The sequence below is a fragment of the Sphingomonas sp. GW822-FHT03G08 genome (assembly GCF_058801135.1).
In genome coordinates, this window is the sequence record NZ_JBXAMZ010000001.1 from 3585281 (window position 1) to 3600454 (window position 15174).

Here is a 15174-nt window from a genome sequence, read left to right on the forward strand (position 1 = left end):
TTGAAGACGTGCGGAGGCGTAACGATAAAGTGGGGAATGCGCCTGATCCGGATTGCTCTCGCTTCGCTGCTCTGGATCGTGGTGGCGTTCTGCCTCGTCGCCACGGCCGCGCCCTTCTTCCTCGATCGCATCTACTATACCGGGCCGGTCAGCGGCCATTTCGACGGCAAGCGCTTCTTCAACCCGGACGGCGGCGATGCGCTCGATATTTCCGCCACGCGCCGCAACAAATTGCTCTGGCAGCAGATATTCGGCGATCCGACGCGACCGGCCTGGCCCGACAAGGTTGCGGTGACGCCCTCCAAGCCGCCGGCCAGCGTGGAGGGTGAACGGATGCGCGTGACCTGGATCGGCCATGCCAGCGTGCTGGTGCAGGCGAGCGGGCTCAACATCCTCACCGACCCGGTGTGGAGCGAGACGGTCGGCCCCTATGGCTTCGGCCCGAAGCGGGTGGCCGAGCCCGGCGTGCGCTTCGAGGATCTGCCGAAGATCGATATCGTCCTCGTCAGCCACAATCACTACGACCATATGGACCTGGCGACGCTCAAGCGGCTCTGGGACCGCGACCATCCGATCATCGTCACCAGCCTGGGCAACGACACGCTGCTGCATCAGGCGGGGATTCCGTCGCCGCCGATGTTTGATTGCGGCGATTGCCCGGGTGTCGTCGCGCGCGACTGGGGCGAGGAAGCGATCGCGATCCGTTCCGAGGAGCCCGAGAAGGGCAAGCCGTATCGGGCGCCGCGGCCGGCGGTCGTCCATGTGACGCGCAGCCACCATTGGGACAGCCGCTGGTTCGCCGATCGCAATCGTGCGCTCTGGTCGAGCTTCTTGGTGCGGCTGCCGTACGGCAATTTCTTCTTCGCCGGCGATACCGGCCTCGGCGACGGCAAATGGCCAGCCGAGGCAGCGGCGCTGGGTCCGATCCGCTTCGCTGCGATCCCGATCGGTGCCTTCCGCTTCGATGAAGGGCAGATGGAGAGCGGCAGCCATATCGGGCCGAAGGACGCGATCCGGGTATGGGACGGGCTGGGCCGCCCGCCTTCGCTGGCGGTGCATTGGGGCACCTTCCGCCTGTCGCGCGAAGGCTATGCGACCCCGCCGAAAATGCTGCGCGGCATGATGCAATGCGCGGGCGAGGATCCGGCCAGCTTTGCCGCGCATCCGATCGGGCAGGGCTTCGAGGTGCCGCCGATGGGTGCTGCGCCGCGCGCGCCCGATTATGCAGGGCTCGATCGCTGCATCCGAAACGGGAATTTCGACGCGCTGCGCTGACTTCCGCTTTGGCGCGGATGCGCTAGGCTGCGGCCTCTCGAAGGGGGAGAGACAGATGCGCAAGTTCATTGCCCTGGCCGTGATCGCGGCAATGGGGATCGCCGCCGCGCCGATCCAGGAGAAGCAGGAAGGCAAGCTGCCCAACAAGGGCCGCGACATGATGCTGTCGATGGGCGCGGGGATGAAGGGCAATAAGCTCGAAAAGGCGATCGCCAAGGCCGCGGAATCGCCGCTCGGCAGCAAGGCGAATCCGGTGCGCGAGAACATGCCCGAGGGGGAAGTCGCCTATCTGCGCAAGCTGCGCTGCGAGGATGGCACCGCGCCGAAATTCGATCGCGCCGGCAATGTCGGCGAAGGGCCCTATGGCTTCATTGTCGATCTCTACAAAGTGACCTGCCCCGGCAAGGACGCGGTCGATGTCCATATCGACATGTATCATGACGGCGGCGAGACGCGGCCGGTGCCCGGCTTCACCATCGTCAACTGAGCGCCGCGGGGGCCGTTCCGTTTCGGGCGGCCTCCGTATCTTTCAGGTGCTTGAAGGGACTCGGCGCCCGGGTTTATCCTCCCGCGAATCCGGGAGGGGGTCCCACGTGAACGACCGCGCCGCCAGCGCCGTGCGAAGCTATGACACGACCATCGACCGCGCCGGCCTGGCGCTGGGCGTGGGCAGTATGTTTGCCGGGCTGATCGTGCTCGGGCTGCTGCTGCTCGGCGGCAAACGCGACCCGCTCAGCCTGGTCGGCGGCTGGATGATCGGCAGCCTGATCGCCGGCATCGCGATCACCGCGGTGGGCGGGCCGGTCTGGGTGGCGATGCATGTCGCCGGGCTGCGCCGCGCGCGCCATGCCGCGCTGGTCGGCGCGCTGACCGCGCTCGCCATCTTCATCGGCGCGCAGACCTATGGCTTCGGGCTGTTCGAGATGCCGCCGATGGACAATCGCGCGCTCGTGCTGCGCTGGCTCAGCGCGCTGGCGACCAGCGGTATCCTGGCCCTGTTCGCTGCCGCTACCGCCACGCTGATGTGGCGCATCGCCTATCGTCGCGAATATTGACGCCGGCTGATCGGCGCATGCCCGAGCGGCATGCGCCGTGGCGGGTCACGCCTTGCACGCGCCCAGGCGCTTGCCGGTCAGGCGGATCGTCATCGACGATTCCTTGGTCTGGCCGGGCATGGTCATGCTGCGCTTCATCGTCAGGTCATAGGCGTTGGGACCCTGGGTGCCGCTGATCGACACGCGCGACGGGCCCGCCGGCGTGGTGCATTCCATCACCGCATCGACCTTGCCCGCCTTCGAAGCGAATTTGGGGAAGCGGCAGATGCTCTGCATCGCCGGGAATTGCGTGACGTCGAACGGCTTGACGTCCTGCGCGGTGCGGCAGCCGCTGCGCATCCGCGGCGGCTTGCCGATCTCGGCCTTGAGCGGGGCGACCTTCTCCTCGGGTGCGCCGCCGGCCTCGAGCGCGACCAGCTGCTCGCCTTCCTCCCACTGGCCCGCCGACTGGCCGGGCGCCTTGGTCTCGGCCGCCGCGCTCTGCTTGGCGACTTCCTCCATGCTGGCATTTTCCAGCTGGATCACCCCGGTCTGACGCGCGCTCTCCTCGGTCGAGGGCCCCTGGTTGCAGGCGGCGAGCGGGAGCAGCGCTCCGGCAGCGAGAATCGTCAGACGCATGATGTTCCCCTGGGGTTGGCGTGCGGGGCAGCCAGAACGGAACTTGCGGGGGATTACAAGGGGCGATTGGCGCCGCGGTCGGCGGGATACCCGGGACCCGCAATGAATTTGAACCAAATAGGTTCATTTGTTCTTGATATGTTCCATGGGGTCCCCACGTTGCTGCCCGGGGAGAGGTGGCACATGAAATTGAAGCGATCGAATTCCCGAAGGGCTGAGAGCGCCTTCGCGATCTATCTGCGGACGGGGTATCGTGCGGCGGCGGGCGTCGAGTTCAAGTTCAACCCCTGGCACGATACCGGGAACGGCCGTTTCACCTTTGTCGGACAGGGGCGGTTCTATCCGAATGGCTATGCGCCGCAGGATCACACGCAGCGCGACCGCGAGGCCGGCGCCAAGCTGATACGCGAAGATTATGGAGGGCGGCGGCAGCCGTCGGAGCGCGATCCCTATGTTCCGGATCGCAGCGATCTGAGTCCCTGGCATCCGGCGAACTGGAAAGTTTACGTTGTTCGACCGGGCGATAGCCTGACCAGCATCGCACGCATGCGGAAGGGGCTGACCGTTGAAGATCTCGCAGGGCTGAACCGCATTCCCGTGGGCAAGTTGCGCATTGGGCAAATGCTTATGTTGCCAACACAGCGCTCGTTGGATGAGGGGCGGGATGCTCGCAGCAAGTTCATGGCCCTGGCACTGTATATGGGAACCCATGATGGGCGGATGCCGCCCAACCCCGCGAAGCCTCCCTCGATTGAAGATCAGGCGAGAGAAACTCACACAAGGCTATCGAAGAATGGCTATCATTATGAACTTGATCTGTTGCTTCGGACCAAGCGTGTTCGTGGAGTTCTGACTCTTAATCCGGGGCAAGGGCGCTCTCGTCCCAATCAATTGGCTGCGGGCGGGGCGGATCGCCTGCCAACCGACCAAGGTGGGCATTTCATCGCGCGCCGCTTTAACGGCCCCAAAGAACCCTTCAACCATTTCGCTCAGGACTATTCATTCAACAAGAGCGAGTATGCCACGCTGGAGAATAAATGGGATGCGGCAATACGCGCGGGGCATCAGGTCAAAGTCGATATCAGTGCACATTACGAAAAGCTCTCACTCCGGCCGTCGGTGATCGAGGTCCGCTTCTGGATCGATGGCCAGTATAATATCCGACGGTTTCCCAATGCCGCGCAAAGGAAGCAACCATGAATGAGCAAGCACTGGAGAAGGGGCTGCAAGACATCGGGCAGGCGATTGCGGACGAAATCGGTGGCAACCCCGATGGAGCGTTCCTTTATGCCATCGCGAAGCCGGGGATGATGATGCAATCGCTTTTCCTTGATCGGGGCGATTACGTCGAATGTTTCATGGTCAGCGAGGCGCTGTCCGATGCGCTGTTTGGAGTTTGGTATGCCGCCGAACCGGGAAAGGAATGGGCGGTCCTATCCTATGTGATAACCGGTAATTCTTTTGATGCCGGTTTCGAGTTTCCAAACGAGATTCCGGAAGATGAGTGGCCGGAAGATCGGCGTGATCGCGTGCTCCGAGAAAGATACGGTGACAAGCCGATAAAATATCCTCCGCCGCCTGATGGTTGATTGGCCGCCTGCCCAATTGCCTGAGCCTCCCCCGCTTCCCATATTCCCCGCGATGGCAATCCAGATTCGCACCAGCCTGGCCGAGCCCGAGACCGGGCAGAGCTTTGTCCCCCACCGTCCGCAGCGCCCTGACAAGCTCGAGGGCGGGCGGCCGTTCAAGCTCGTCAGCGAATATGAGCCCTCGGGCGATCAGCGGTTCGCGATCCCCGAGCTGGTCGAGCAGGCGCGGCAGGGGGAGCGCGATCAGGTGCTGCTCGGCGTCACCGGCTCGGGCAAGACCTATACCATGGCCAAGGTGATCGAGACGCTGCAGCGCCCGGCGCTGGTGCTGGCGCCGAACAAGATCCTGGCCGCGCAGCTCTATGGCGAGATGAAGTCGTTCTTCCCGGAGAACGCGGTCGAGTATTTCGTCAGCTATTACGACTACTACCAGCCCGAAGCGTACGTTCCCAGATCGGACACCTATATCGAGAAGGAAAGCTCGGTGAACGAGGCGATCGACCGGATGCGCCACTCGGCGACGCGTTCGCTGCTCGAGCGCGACGACGTCATCATCGTCGCCTCGGTGTCGTGCCTCTACGGTATCGGCTCGGTCGAGACCTATTCGGCGATGATCTTCGATCTGAAGAAGGGCCAGTCGGTCGATCAGCGCGAGGTGATCCGCAAGCTGGTCGCGCTCCAGTACAAGCGCAACGACGCCGCCTTCGGGCGCGGTGCCTTCCGGGTGCGCGGCGACAGCCTGGAGATCTTCCCCTCGCACTATGAGGACAGCGCCTGGCGCATCTCCTTCTTCGGCGACGATATCGAGGAGATCACCGAGTTCGACCCGCTGACCGGCGCGAAGGTGGCGAGCCTCGACTATGTCCGCGTCTTCGCCAACTCGCACTATGTGACGCCCGGGCCGACGATGAAGCAGGCGATGGAGGGCATCCGCCACGAGCTGAGCGAGCGGCTCAAGGAGCTGGAGGCGGAGGGCAAGCTGCTCGAGCACCAGCGGCTGGAGCAGCGCACGAATTTCGACCTCGAGATGATCGCCGCGACGGGCAGCTGCGCGGGCATCGAGAACTACTCGCGTTTCCTCACCGGACGCCTGCCCGGCGAGCCGCCTCCCACGCTGTTCGAGTATCTGCCGGAGAACGCGCTGCTGTTCGTCGACGAGAGCCACCAGACGATCGGCCAGATCAACGGCATGTCGCGCGGCGACCATCGCCGCAAGGTGACGCTGGCCGAGTACGGCTTCCGCCTGCCGAGCGCGATCGACAACCGGCCGCTGCGCTTCAACGAATGGGAGGCGATGCGTCCGCAGACCGTCTATGTCTCGGCGACGCCGGGCGGCTGGGAGATGGAGCAGACCGGCGGCGTGTTCGTCGAGCAGGTGATCCGCCCGACCGGGCTCATCGATCCGCCGGTCGAGATCAAGCCGGTCGAGGAGCAGGTCCAGGACCTGATCCAGGAGTGCAAGGCGACCACGGCCAAGGGTTATCGCACGCTGGTGACGACGCTCACCAAGCGCATGGCCGAGGATTTGACCGAATATATGCACGAGGCGGGCGTGAAGGTCCGCTACATGCACTCGGACACCGAGACGCTGGAGCGCATCGAGCTGATCCGCGACCTGCGCATGGGCGTGTACGACGTGCTCGTCGGCATCAACCTGCTGCGCGAGGGCCTCGACATCCCGGAATGCGGCCTCGTCGCGATCCTCGATGCCGACAAGGAAGGCTTCCTGCGCAGCGAGACCTCGCTGATCCAGACGATCGGTCGCGCGGCGCGCAACGTCGAGGGGCGGGTGATCCTCTATGCCGATCGCATGACCGGCAGCATGGAGCGCGCGCTTGCCGAGACCGGCCGCCGCCGCGAGAAGCAGGAGGAATATAACCGCGAGCACGGCATCACGCCGGCGACGATCAAGCGCAATATCGGCGACATCATCGCGCACGTCGCCTCGAAGGACCAGGTGACGGTCGAGATCGACGCCGACCGTCCGCACATGGTCGGCCACAACCTGCGCGCGTATATCGAGGAACTCGAGAAGAAGATGCGCGACGCGGCGGCGAACCTCGAGTTCGAGGAAGCCGGGCGCCTGCGCGACGAGATCCGTGCGCTCGAAGCCGAGGAGCTCGGCCTGCCCGAGGACCAGCGCAAGGCGCCGGTCATGGGGCGGTCGAACGAAGGCAAGCCGGGCACGCGCAAGACGCGCTACGGCAAGGTGCAGAAGAAATGGGGCGGGAAGCGCTAGGCACGTCGCCACGCGCCGGCGGGCCGTTTCGTCGCCGCGGCGGTTGAGCCCTTCCGGTACTTCCCCCATAAGGCCGGGCATGCGCCGCCAATTGCTCGTCTTCGCCTCCGCGCTTGCCATTGCGGGCTGTTCGGAAACCCCGCCCATCGTGCCGCCGCCGGCACCCCGGCCGGTTCCCGTGCCCACGCCCGCTCCGGCACCCGCGCCCGCGCCGACCCCCACGCTGGGTGCCGACTGGCGCGATTGGCCGCTGACGCCCGGGACCTGGGCCTACAAGCAGGACGGGCGCGGCTCGGTCGCGCTCTATGGCGTGGCCGGGGCCGAGGCGGAGCTGATCCTGCGCTGCGACAATGCGCGCGGCCGGGTGGTGCTGTCGCGCCGCGGTGACGGTGCGGCGAACCTGACGGTGCGCACCACCAGCACGCTGCGCCAGCTTCCCGTCCAGCCGCTGCCTGCCGGCGCCACGCCCTGGCTGGCCGCCGATCTGGGGCCGCGCGATTCCGTCCTCGACGCCATGGGCTATAGCCGCGGGCGCTTCCTGGTGGAGGGCAGCGGGCTGCCGACCCTGGTGGTGCCGGCCTATGCCGAGATCCTGCGCGTCGCCGAGGATTGCCGCAGCTAGGCTGCGGGTCGCGGCGGCGGGCCTTTGGTAGCGATGCCGGGGGTGCCCGGGCCGGCTTCCGGCCCAGAATTCCAGAATCGCTCAGAAAAAGATTTTATACAAGACTTGTTCTGCGACTCGCGGTGATTCAAATAGTTGGCGTGCCCTTCGAGTGCACAGGCTTCTTCAACTAGCGAAAGGAGGTGATCCGATGTCTCATGGTTCAGCAATGGGGTCGGTTCAGTTCGTTCGGGAGACGCACCGCTAAGCTTCAGGCGCGATCGGAAGCCCTCCGATCGTACGGCGCCGGGAGGTATTCTCCTCCAATCAACGGCATCAGTCCGAAGCAAAGCGGTCCGCATGGTCTCCCGGGCTGGAGCTTCCGGCCGCTGACCATGTCGGAGGTCGCCGGGTCGTCGGGAGACGCCCCGGCGACCTCTTTCATTTTGGGGAAGGCGAGATGATCGATCGCGGCAGCCCGGCATGGCGCTGGATCCGCATTGCGGGCGGTGGCCTGGTGCTGGGCCTGATCGGCGTCGTCATCGGCAACCTGCTGTTCCCGGGCTCGGGAGCCGGCGAGGCACAGGCCCCGGCGCTGCTGCGCGACTTGCCCGGCGAATATGCCAAAGCGAGCCCGGCGCTGACGGCGCGGCTGCGTGCACGCTTCCCGAGGGGCAGTGACGAAGCAGCGCTGATCCGCGAGCTTGCCGCACAGGGTTTCACGGTCAGCCCGCCCTCGCACGGTGCCGACTGGCGGCGGGAGGGCTTCCCCTGCATCGAGATCGCCCGCGTCTGGTGGCAGGCCGACGCCGGCAGGATCACTGCGATCGAAGGCCTCAGGAACGCGATCTGCCCCTAGCGCGGATCGAAGATCGACCAGCCGGTGTGATGGACCAGCCGCTCGAGCGCCAGCGTGCCGAGCTGCGAATTGCCGCGCTCGTTGAGCCCCGGCGACCAGACCGCGATCGAAGCGATGCCAGGAGCGACCGCGAGGATCCCGCCGCCCACGCCCGACTTGCCCGGCAGGCCGACGCGGAAGGCGAATTCGCCCGATCCGTCATAATGGCCGCAGGTGAGCATCAGCGCGTTGATGCGGCGGGCGCGGCGCGTCGAGACGATGCTGAGCCCGGTATCGGGCTGGACCCCGCCCGCCATCAGGAAGCGGCCTGCGCGGGCGAGCTGGCGGCAGCTCATCGCGATGGCGCATTGGTGGAAATAGACGCCGAGCACTTCCTCGGCCGGGCGATGGAGGTTGCCGAAGGCGCGCATATACTGGGCAAGCGCGAAGTTGCGGAAGCCAGTGTCCTGCTCCGCCCGGGCGACGGTTTCGTCGACATGGATCGCCTCGTCGCCCGCCAGTCCGCGCACGAAGCGCAGCATCTCGCCGATGACTTCACGCGGGGCGCCGCGGCCGAGCAGGACATCGTCGACCACGATCGCGCCGGCGTTGACGAAGGGATTGCGCGGGATGCCGTGCTCGGTCTCGAGCTGGACGATCGAGTTGAACGCGCTTCCCGAAGGCTCGCGGCCGACGCGCTGCCAGAGCTGGTCCCCCACCGCGCCCAGCGCCTGGGTGAGCGCGAACACCTTGGAGACCGACTGGATCGAGAAGGGCAGATCCGCGTCGCCGGCGGCATATTCGCTGCCGTCCGCAAGGGTGATCGCGATGCCGAAATGCGCCGGATCCACGGCGGCGAGGGGCGGGATATACTGGGCCGGGGTGCCGCGATCGGGCGCTGCGGCCATCTCGGCGGCGATATCGGCAACGATCCGCGACAGGCTTTCCATCTGCCCTTGCTAGACGGCGCCGGCGCGAACGCAAATCATCGCGCCGAAATAGCCGCCGGCGCCCCGCCGCGCCCGACTAGGGGTTTGCCGGTTCGCCGGTGCTCTTGGCGACGCCGGAGGTGATCTGCCCCATCTGCGACGCCGCGCTGCGGTTGCCGCGGCCATAATAGAGGCCGGAAAGATAGGCACGGTCGCTGGCGGTCAGGGTCGTCGGGCCGGGCAGCGCGCCGGGCTCGAACAGGCGCAGGATGGTGTCGTCGTCGGTCGCCAGCTTTTCGGGGCGGCTCTGCATCAGGCCGCGCATCGCGGCATAATCGGCCACCTGCATCAGGTTCTTGCCGAGCGTCGCGCGCGTCTCGATCACGACATAGGCGAGCTCGATCTGCTGCTGGGTGGACTGGTTGATGATCGATGCCTGGGGGATGCGCAGCACCGGCTTGCCGTTGCCGATGGTGATCCGCGCGCCGTTCCCGCTGGTGTCGCTGTCGCTCGAACGGGATTCGCCGATCATCTGGCCATCCTCGTTATGGATGCGCGTGACGGTCCAGCTGCGCGCTGCCGCCGTGGAGGCGAGCAGGCGCTTGCGCTTGGTGGGGTCCATGTCGGTGAACTGGGTGGGATAGAGGCGGTAGAGCTCGCGAGTGAATTCGCGGCCGTCATCCACGATCACCACCACCAGATTGGGCCGGCACCTGGCGTCGCCGGGCTTCGCGCCCGCCTCCGTCGCCACCTTGCGAATGCGCGCGGCGACCTTCTGGGCATAGACATCGGTAAAGCCCGAGACGAAGGGGCAGACCTCGTCGCCGTAGCGCGCGAGCTGTCCCTCCACCGGCACCGACATCCGGCCGACCAGCGCCCGTGCCTGCTCCTTGGCATCGAGCACCTTGCCGCGGACGATGATCGTCGACTGGCCGTCGGAATCGGCGCGGTCCTGCGCGAAGGCCGGGGTGGCGAGGAGCAGCGCAGCCGCGCCGATTGCTTGAGACAGTTTCCGCACAGGTACCTCGTTGAACAAAGTGCGGCCCTTGTATCGCAAGCGATTGCGGCGGCCAACGGCGCGATGGGGTCTTTGCACCGCTCCGGAGCGAGCCGTTTCGATACCCGGACGGGGTCAGCGGGCGGGAAGGAGACGGAGCAGCCGCACATTGCCGGCGAACCCCGCGGAGCCAAGCACCAGCTTGTTGTTGCCGTCGAGCAGCGAGACCGGGGCGGGGAGGCGCAATTTCTGCCAGCCGGGCTTGCCGGGCACCGCAAGCGTAACCGGGGCGCCGCCGTTGAGCGTGATCCTCAGCGGGCCGCCGGTGTCGGATTTCACTTCGATCTCCACCGCGAAGCTGCCGCCGCCCTCGGCCACCAGCGTGTAGCGCATCCATTCGCCGGGCACGAAGTCGCTGACATACAGGCTCTCGCCCTCGCCACGGGCGATGTCGACCCCGTCGTTGCGCCAGGTCCGCCCGTTGTTCCACAGCGTGCGCGCCTTGCCGGTGGAGACATGGTAATTGGCGTTGTCGCTGTCGTGATAGGCGACGCCGTCCGGGCCGAGATCATAATCGGTGGCGCCGATCTCGGCGCCTTCGGCGGCTACCCCGAGCGGTGCGAAGGACCGGGGGCTGGGATCGTGCGGCTGGCGCAGCATCGCGTCGACCACGTCGGGATGGAAGACATTGTTCTCGTGCCGGATGTCGTGCCGGGCGAGCTGCATCAGCGTGGCATAGGCTTCCTCGGCGGTCGGGCGCGGGCCCTTGGCGGTCCAATAGGCGACCAGCTTCGCCCAGCCGGGATTGGGCACGATCTCCAGCGGGTTGTTGAAGCCGATCTTCTTGAGCGGCCAGAAGGCCCAGCCGATATCGTGCTTCTCGACCAGGCTGATCGCATCGCGGAACCAGACATTGGAATTCTCGCCCGATTCCCCCAGCCAGAGCGGCATGTCGTAGGTCTCGCGCAGCTTGAGCACGCCGGCGATCGAGGCTTCGTCGTTGGTGTTCCAGTATTTGTGGAAGCTGAGCGCGGTGTTCTTGTCGGCGAAGGGCAGCAGGCCCTGGTAATTGTTGCCCCAGCAATTGCCCTCGATGATGATCATGTGGCGCTTGTCGACCTGGCGGATCGCGGCGGCGATATCGGTATAGAGCTGCTTGAGCGGGGCGTTGCTCGTCTCCTTGCAGCCATGGTCGCCGCCGGGCGCGGTGAAGTCCCAATTGGGCTCGTTGAGCACGTCATAGGCGCCGATGCCGGGTTCGTCGGCGTAGCGCCGGGCAAGCTCGCGCCACAGTGCGATCGTCTTGCGGCGGTTCTCGGCGTTCTGCCACAGCGAAGGCTTGTCGGGATCACGGTCGGCGATCGGCAGGTCGTTGCCCTGGCCGCCGGGCGCGGCGTGCAGGTCGAGGATCAGGTACATGCCGTTCGCCCTGGTCCAGGCGAGCAGCGTGTCGATGCGCTTGAAGCCGTCCTCCAGCCAGCTGTCCTTGCCTGCGACGGGTTCCTTCTCGATCGGCAGCGTGAGCAGGTTGTAGTGGAGCGGCAGGCGGACCGAGTTCATGCCCCAGCGCGCCATCATGTCGATGTCCGCCTTGCGCGTGTGGTTGTCGATCCAGGCCTTGTAGAATTCCGCCGTCTTCTCCTCGCCGATCAGCTCGGCGATCGCGGCGCGGATGCGATATTGCTGGCCCGAGCCCAGCTGGCCGAGCTGGAGCATATAGCCTTCCTGCAGCATCCAGCCGCCCAGCCCCATGCCACGCAGCAGCACCGGGTTGCCGCTCTCGTCGACGATGCGCTGGCCATCGGCGCGCAGGAAGGTCTGGGCTGACGCTGGCAACGTTGTCATGCAAGCGAGCAAGGCGAGCGCGAGCTTCTTCATTCCGGGCGGTCCTCTCTGTTCGGTTTTGGAGGAACCTAGCGCGAAGCGCGGTTGAGAGCGATCACAATTGTCGATGGGGATGGCGCCGGAAGGCGGTTCTTGGCCTGTACTTCGTGTACTTCCGATTCGGATCAATCGATGATCGGGTGCTTGTCGCGCAGGCGATCGGCGATGCGCTCGATCGCGTCATTCTCGTCCGCCTCGCCGCCGGGGGTAATCGACCAGTTGCAATGCGGATGGGTCTCGGCGCTGTAGCGCTTCACCGGGCCGATGACGTTGCGCCAGCGCCGCCGCGTGCCACCCACTTCGCGCAGCAGGATGGCGAGAAACTGGTCGGTAAGGTCGAGCGCGTTCATGCGCCTTCCGCCGCCAGGCCCTTGAGCCGGTAGAGCATCTCCAGCGCCTCGCGGGGGGACAGGCTGTCGATGTCGAGCGCGCCGAGCTCGGTGCGCAGTACATCGACCGCTTCTTCCTCTTCCACTGCGGTGGCGGCGAATAGCGGCAGGTCGTCCAGCCCCGCCGCGAGCCCGCCGGTCTGGGCGCGGCCGGCCTCGAGCTTGTCGAGTACGGCCTTGGCGCGCTTGATCGTGATCGGGGGCAGGCCGGCGAGGCGCGCGACGGCCAGGCCATAGCTGCGATCGGCCGGGCCCTCGGCGACTTCGTGGAGGAGGACGAGATCGCCCTTCCACTCGCGCGCGCGGACATGGTGGAGGGTGAGCGCGTCGCAGCGCTCGGCCAGCCGGGTCAGCTCGTGATAGTGCGTGGCGAACAGGCAGCGGCAGCGATTGTCCTCATGGATCGCCTCGACCACCGACCAGGCGATGGCGAGGCCGTCATAGGTCGAGGTGCCGCGGCCGACCTCGTCGAGGATGACGAAGCTGCGCGGCGTCGCCTGGGCGAGGATCGCGGCGGTCTCGACCATCTCGACCATGAAGGTAGAGCGGCCCCGGGCGAGGTTGTCGGAAGCGCCGACGCGGCTGAACAGCCGGTCGACCATGCCGAGCGTCGCGCGGGCGGCGGGGACGTAGCTGCCGGCCTGGGCCAGCACCGCGATCAGCGCGTTCTGGCGCAGGAAGGTCGACTTGCCGCCCATGTTCGGGCCGGTGACCAGCCAGAGCCGGCTGCTCTCGGACAGGTTGCAGTCATTGGCGACGAAGCGCCCGCCGCTCTTCGCCACGGCGTCCTCGACCACCGGATGGCGTCCACCCTCGATCTCGAAACAGGCATGCTCGACGAGATGCGGGCGGGCCCAGCCGCCTTCGGCGGCGCGTTCGGCGAGGCCGGCGGAGACATCGATCCGGGCGAGCGCGTCGGCGGTACGGGCAATGGTCTCGCGGTCGCCGAGCGCCCGGTTGGTGAGGTCCTCGAGATGCGTGGCTTCGGCGGCGAGCGCATGGGCGCCGGCCTGGGTAACCTTGACCGCGACGTCGTGGAGCTCGGGCGCGTTGAAGCGGACCACGCCGGCCAGCGTCTGGCGATGGGTGAAGCCGCTGTCCTGCGCCATCAGCGGATCGGCATTCTTGGCCGGCACTTCGATATGATAGCCGAGCACGCCGTTATGGCGGATCTTGAGCGAGCCGATGCCGGTTCGGGTGCGATACTCGGCCTCGAGCGCGGCGATGGCGCGGCGGCCGCCGGCGCCGGCGTCGCGCAGGTCGTCGAGCGCTGCGTCATAGCCCTCGGCGATGTACCCGCCATTCGCGGCATCGACCGGCGGCTCCGGGACGAGCGCGCGGCTGAGCAGGTCGATCAGCGCACCGTGGCCGCGCATCTGCGGGATCAGGTCGGCGAGCAGTGGCGGAATGCCGGTCGCCTGGAGCCTTTCGGCAAGGCGCCAGGCGCCGTCCAGGCCGTCGCGCAGCTGGCCAAGGTCGCGCGGGGAGCCGCGCCCTGCGGCGAGACGGCCGAGCGCGCGGCCGATGTCGGGCATGGCCCGCAATGCGCCGCGGACCATGTCGCGTAGCAGGGCGTCGTCATGGAAATGGGTGACGAGATCGAGGCGGGCCTCGACGCCAGGGCGGTCCATCAGCGGCGCGGCGATGTCGCTGCCAAGCAGGCGCGCGCCGGCGCCGGTGACGGTACGGTCCACGCTGTCGAGCAGGCTGCCCTTGCGGGTGCCCGCCGAGCTGACGGTGAGTTCCAGGCTCTCGCGCGTCGCGGCGTCGATCGCCATCGCCGCTTCGGTGCGGGTGACGCGGGGCGGGCGCAGAAAGGGCAGCGAGCCCTTGGCGTTATGCTCGAGATAAGCCGTGAGGCCGCCCGCCGCGGCCAGCGCGGCACGGGAGAATTGCCCGAAGCCGTCGAGCGTCGCCACGCCGAACAGCCGCTTGAGCCGGTCCTCGCCGGCGGCGCTGTCGAAGTCGATGCGCGGGCGGGTGACGGTGGCGAGTTCGTCGAAGGACGATCCGTCGCCGACCACGGTTTCGGCGGGAGAGAGGCGGGCGATCTCGGCGCCGGCGCGGTCGGTCGTCGTCTCGATGATCTCGAAGCGGCCGGTGGAGATGTCGGCGCAGGCGATTGCGACGCTGCCGCCCGCTTCGCCGATCGCCGCGCACCAGTTTGCGGTGCGGCTGTCGAGCAGCGATTCCTCGGTCAGCGTGCCGGCGGTGACGACGCGGACGATGGCACGGTTGACCAGCGCCTTGGAGCCCATGCGCTTGCGCGCTTCCTCCGGCGTCTCGGTCTGGTTGGCGATGGCGACGCGGTGGCCGGCCTTGATCAGGCGGGCGAGATAGCCCTCCATCGCATGCACCGGCACGCCGCACATCGGGATGCGCTCGCCGTCATGCTCGCCGCGCGCGGTCAGTGCGATGTCGAGCACCGCGCTGGCGATCTTGGCGTCCTCGAAGAACAGCTCGAAGAAGTCGCCCATCCGGTAGAAGAGCAGGCAATCCTCGGCCTCGGCCTTGAGCGCCAGATATTGCGCCATCATCGGAGTGGGAGCGGTGGAGGACATGTCCGTTCCGGACTAGCCGAACGTCCCCGCCGATCAACACCTGCTCGTCGCTTTTCTGGGGAAAAGCGAGATGTGCGGTTTTCCGCACGGTTGCGCGAAATTATCAGACCAGGAACGCGGCAAACCTAGCGTCATTTGGCGGATTCCGCGCATTGCGACCTCGGAAACGCCCCCCTAAAGGAGGGGTAATCCGGGAGAG

The 15174-nt window shown here is 66.8% G+C and carries 14 protein-coding genes; 8 read left to right on the forward strand and 6 right to left on the reverse strand.

Features of this window, described 5'->3' with window-relative positions:
- The first annotated feature begins 36 nt into the window (after positions 1-36).
- From AC1RJ5_RS16860 to AC1RJ5_RS16870, 3 genes are all read left to right on the forward strand, one after another.
- A complete protein-coding gene (locus tag AC1RJ5_RS16860; protein ID WP_269572953.1) occupies positions 37-1275 on the forward strand; it encodes an MBL fold metallo-hydrolase in 1239 nt (412 codons plus the stop codon).
- A gap of 55 nt (positions 1276-1330) precedes the next feature.
- The gene (locus AC1RJ5_RS16865) at positions 1331-1762 is read left to right on the forward strand and encodes a hypothetical protein (protein WP_269572952.1); all 432 of its coding nucleotides are present in this window, start codon (positions 1331-1333) and stop codon (positions 1760-1762) included.
- 106 nt (positions 1763-1868) lie between these two features.
- The gene (locus tag AC1RJ5_RS16870; RefSeq protein WP_184164510.1) at positions 1869-2330 is read left to right on the forward strand and encodes a hypothetical protein; all 462 of its coding nucleotides are present in this window, start codon (positions 1869-1871) and stop codon (positions 2328-2330) included.
- A 45-nt stretch (positions 2331-2375) separates the two neighbouring features.
- Here AC1RJ5_RS16870 and AC1RJ5_RS16875 read toward each other — a convergent pair whose 3' ends face one another.
- Positions 2376-2948: a DUF3617 domain-containing protein gene (locus AC1RJ5_RS16875; protein ID WP_269572951.1), complete on the reverse strand. Its 573-nt coding sequence runs from the start codon at positions 2946-2948 to the stop codon at positions 2376-2378.
- A gap of 183 nt (positions 2949-3131) precedes the next feature.
- On the opposite strand from AC1RJ5_RS16875, the gene AC1RJ5_RS16880 reads away from it, so the two are divergent.
- From AC1RJ5_RS16880 to AC1RJ5_RS16900, 5 genes are all read left to right on the forward strand, one after another.
- Complete coding sequence (locus AC1RJ5_RS16880; RefSeq protein WP_493114507.1) at positions 3132-4148, forward strand: LysM peptidoglycan-binding domain-containing protein; 1017 nt, start codon at positions 3132-3134, stop codon at positions 4146-4148.
- Positions 4145-4537, forward strand: a complete 393-nt coding sequence (locus tag AC1RJ5_RS16885; RefSeq protein ID WP_493114509.1) for a hypothetical protein — start codon at positions 4145-4147, stop codon at positions 4535-4537. Before AC1RJ5_RS16880 ends, AC1RJ5_RS16885 begins: the two co-directional genes overlap by 4 nt.
- A 52-nt stretch (positions 4538-4589) precedes the next feature.
- Positions 4590-6776 carry an excinuclease ABC subunit UvrB gene (uvrB, locus tag AC1RJ5_RS16890; protein WP_184164515.1) on the forward strand — a complete coding sequence of 729 codons (2187 nt, stop codon included), beginning with the start codon at positions 4590-4592 and terminating at the stop codon, positions 6774-6776.
- A gap of 79 nt (positions 6777-6855) precedes the next feature.
- A complete protein-coding gene (locus AC1RJ5_RS16895; protein WP_493114511.1) occupies positions 6856-7398 on the forward strand; it encodes a hypothetical protein in 543 nt (180 codons plus the stop codon).
- A gap of 439 nt (positions 7399-7837) precedes the next feature.
- Positions 7838-8236 carry a hypothetical protein gene (locus AC1RJ5_RS16900; protein WP_342250717.1) on the forward strand — a complete coding sequence of 133 codons (399 nt, stop codon included), beginning with the start codon at positions 7838-7840 and terminating at the stop codon, positions 8234-8236.
- Here AC1RJ5_RS16900 and AC1RJ5_RS16905 read toward each other — a convergent pair.
- The 5 genes from AC1RJ5_RS16905 to mutS all read right to left on the reverse strand — a co-directional run bounded on the left by AC1RJ5_RS16905 (position 8233) and on the right by mutS (position 14951).
- Positions 8233-9165, reverse strand: coding sequence for a glutaminase (locus AC1RJ5_RS16905; RefSeq protein WP_269572945.1), 933 nt, complete (start codon positions 9163-9165; stop codon positions 8233-8235). The two genes, AC1RJ5_RS16900 and AC1RJ5_RS16905, sit on opposite strands and share 4 nt — an antisense overlap.
- A 76-nt stretch (positions 9166-9241) precedes the next feature.
- Positions 9242-10162, reverse strand: a complete 921-nt coding sequence (locus tag AC1RJ5_RS16910) for a hypothetical protein (RefSeq protein ID WP_269572944.1) — start codon at positions 10160-10162, stop codon at positions 9242-9244.
- Between the two features lie 114 nt (positions 10163-10276).
- On the reverse strand, positions 10277-11986 hold the full coding sequence (locus tag AC1RJ5_RS16915; RefSeq protein ID WP_493114514.1) for a cellulase family glycosylhydrolase: 1710 nt from the start codon (positions 11984-11986) through the stop codon (positions 10277-10279).
- Positions 11987-12150: 164 nt separating this feature from the next.
- On the reverse strand, positions 12151-12375 hold the full coding sequence (locus AC1RJ5_RS16920) for a hypothetical protein (protein WP_184164533.1): 225 nt from the start codon (positions 12373-12375) through the stop codon (positions 12151-12153).
- On the reverse strand, positions 12372-14951 hold the full coding sequence (gene mutS / locus AC1RJ5_RS16925; protein WP_493114720.1) for a DNA mismatch repair protein MutS: 2580 nt from the start codon (positions 14949-14951) through the stop codon (positions 12372-12374). Before mutS ends, AC1RJ5_RS16920 begins: the two co-directional genes overlap by 4 nt.
- Positions 14952-15174 lie beyond the last annotated feature (223 nt).

Coding starts and splice junctions, on each gene's coding strand:
- AC1RJ5_RS16860 (WP_269572953.1), top strand. CDS start 37: ATGCGCCTGATCCGGATTGCTCTCGCTTCGCTGCTCTGGATCGTGGTG.
- AC1RJ5_RS16865 (WP_269572952.1), top strand. CDS start 1,331: ATGCGCAAGTTCATTGCCCTGGCCGTGATCGCGGCAATGGGGATCGCC.
- AC1RJ5_RS16875 (WP_269572951.1), bottom strand. CDS start 2,948: ATGCGTCTGACGATTCTCGCTGCCGGAGCGCTGCTCCCGCTCGCCGCC.
- AC1RJ5_RS16880 (WP_493114507.1), top strand. CDS start 3,132: ATGAAATTGAAGCGATCGAATTCCCGAAGGGCTGAGAGCGCCTTCGCG.
- AC1RJ5_RS16885 (WP_493114509.1), top strand. CDS start 4,145: ATGAATGAGCAAGCACTGGAGAAGGGGCTGCAAGACATCGGGCAGGCG.
- uvrB (WP_184164515.1), top strand. CDS start 4,590: ATGGCAATCCAGATTCGCACCAGCCTGGCCGAGCCCGAGACCGGGCAG.
- AC1RJ5_RS16895 (WP_493114511.1), top strand. CDS start 6,856: ATGCGCCGCCAATTGCTCGTCTTCGCCTCCGCGCTTGCCATTGCGGGC.
- AC1RJ5_RS16900 (WP_342250717.1), top strand. CDS start 7,838: ATGATCGATCGCGGCAGCCCGGCATGGCGCTGGATCCGCATTGCGGGC.
- AC1RJ5_RS16905 (WP_269572945.1), bottom strand. CDS start 9,165: ATGGAAAGCCTGTCGCGGATCGTTGCCGATATCGCCGCCGAGATGGCC.
- AC1RJ5_RS16915 (WP_493114514.1), bottom strand. CDS start 11,986: ATGACAACGTTGCCAGCGTCAGCCCAGACCTTCCTGCGCGCCGATGGC.
- AC1RJ5_RS16920 (WP_184164533.1), bottom strand. CDS start 12,375: ATGAACGCGCTCGACCTTACCGACCAGTTTCTCGCCATCCTGCTGCGC.
- mutS (WP_493114720.1), bottom strand. CDS start 14,951: ATGATGGCGCAATATCTGGCGCTCAAGGCCGAGGCCGAGGATTGCCTG.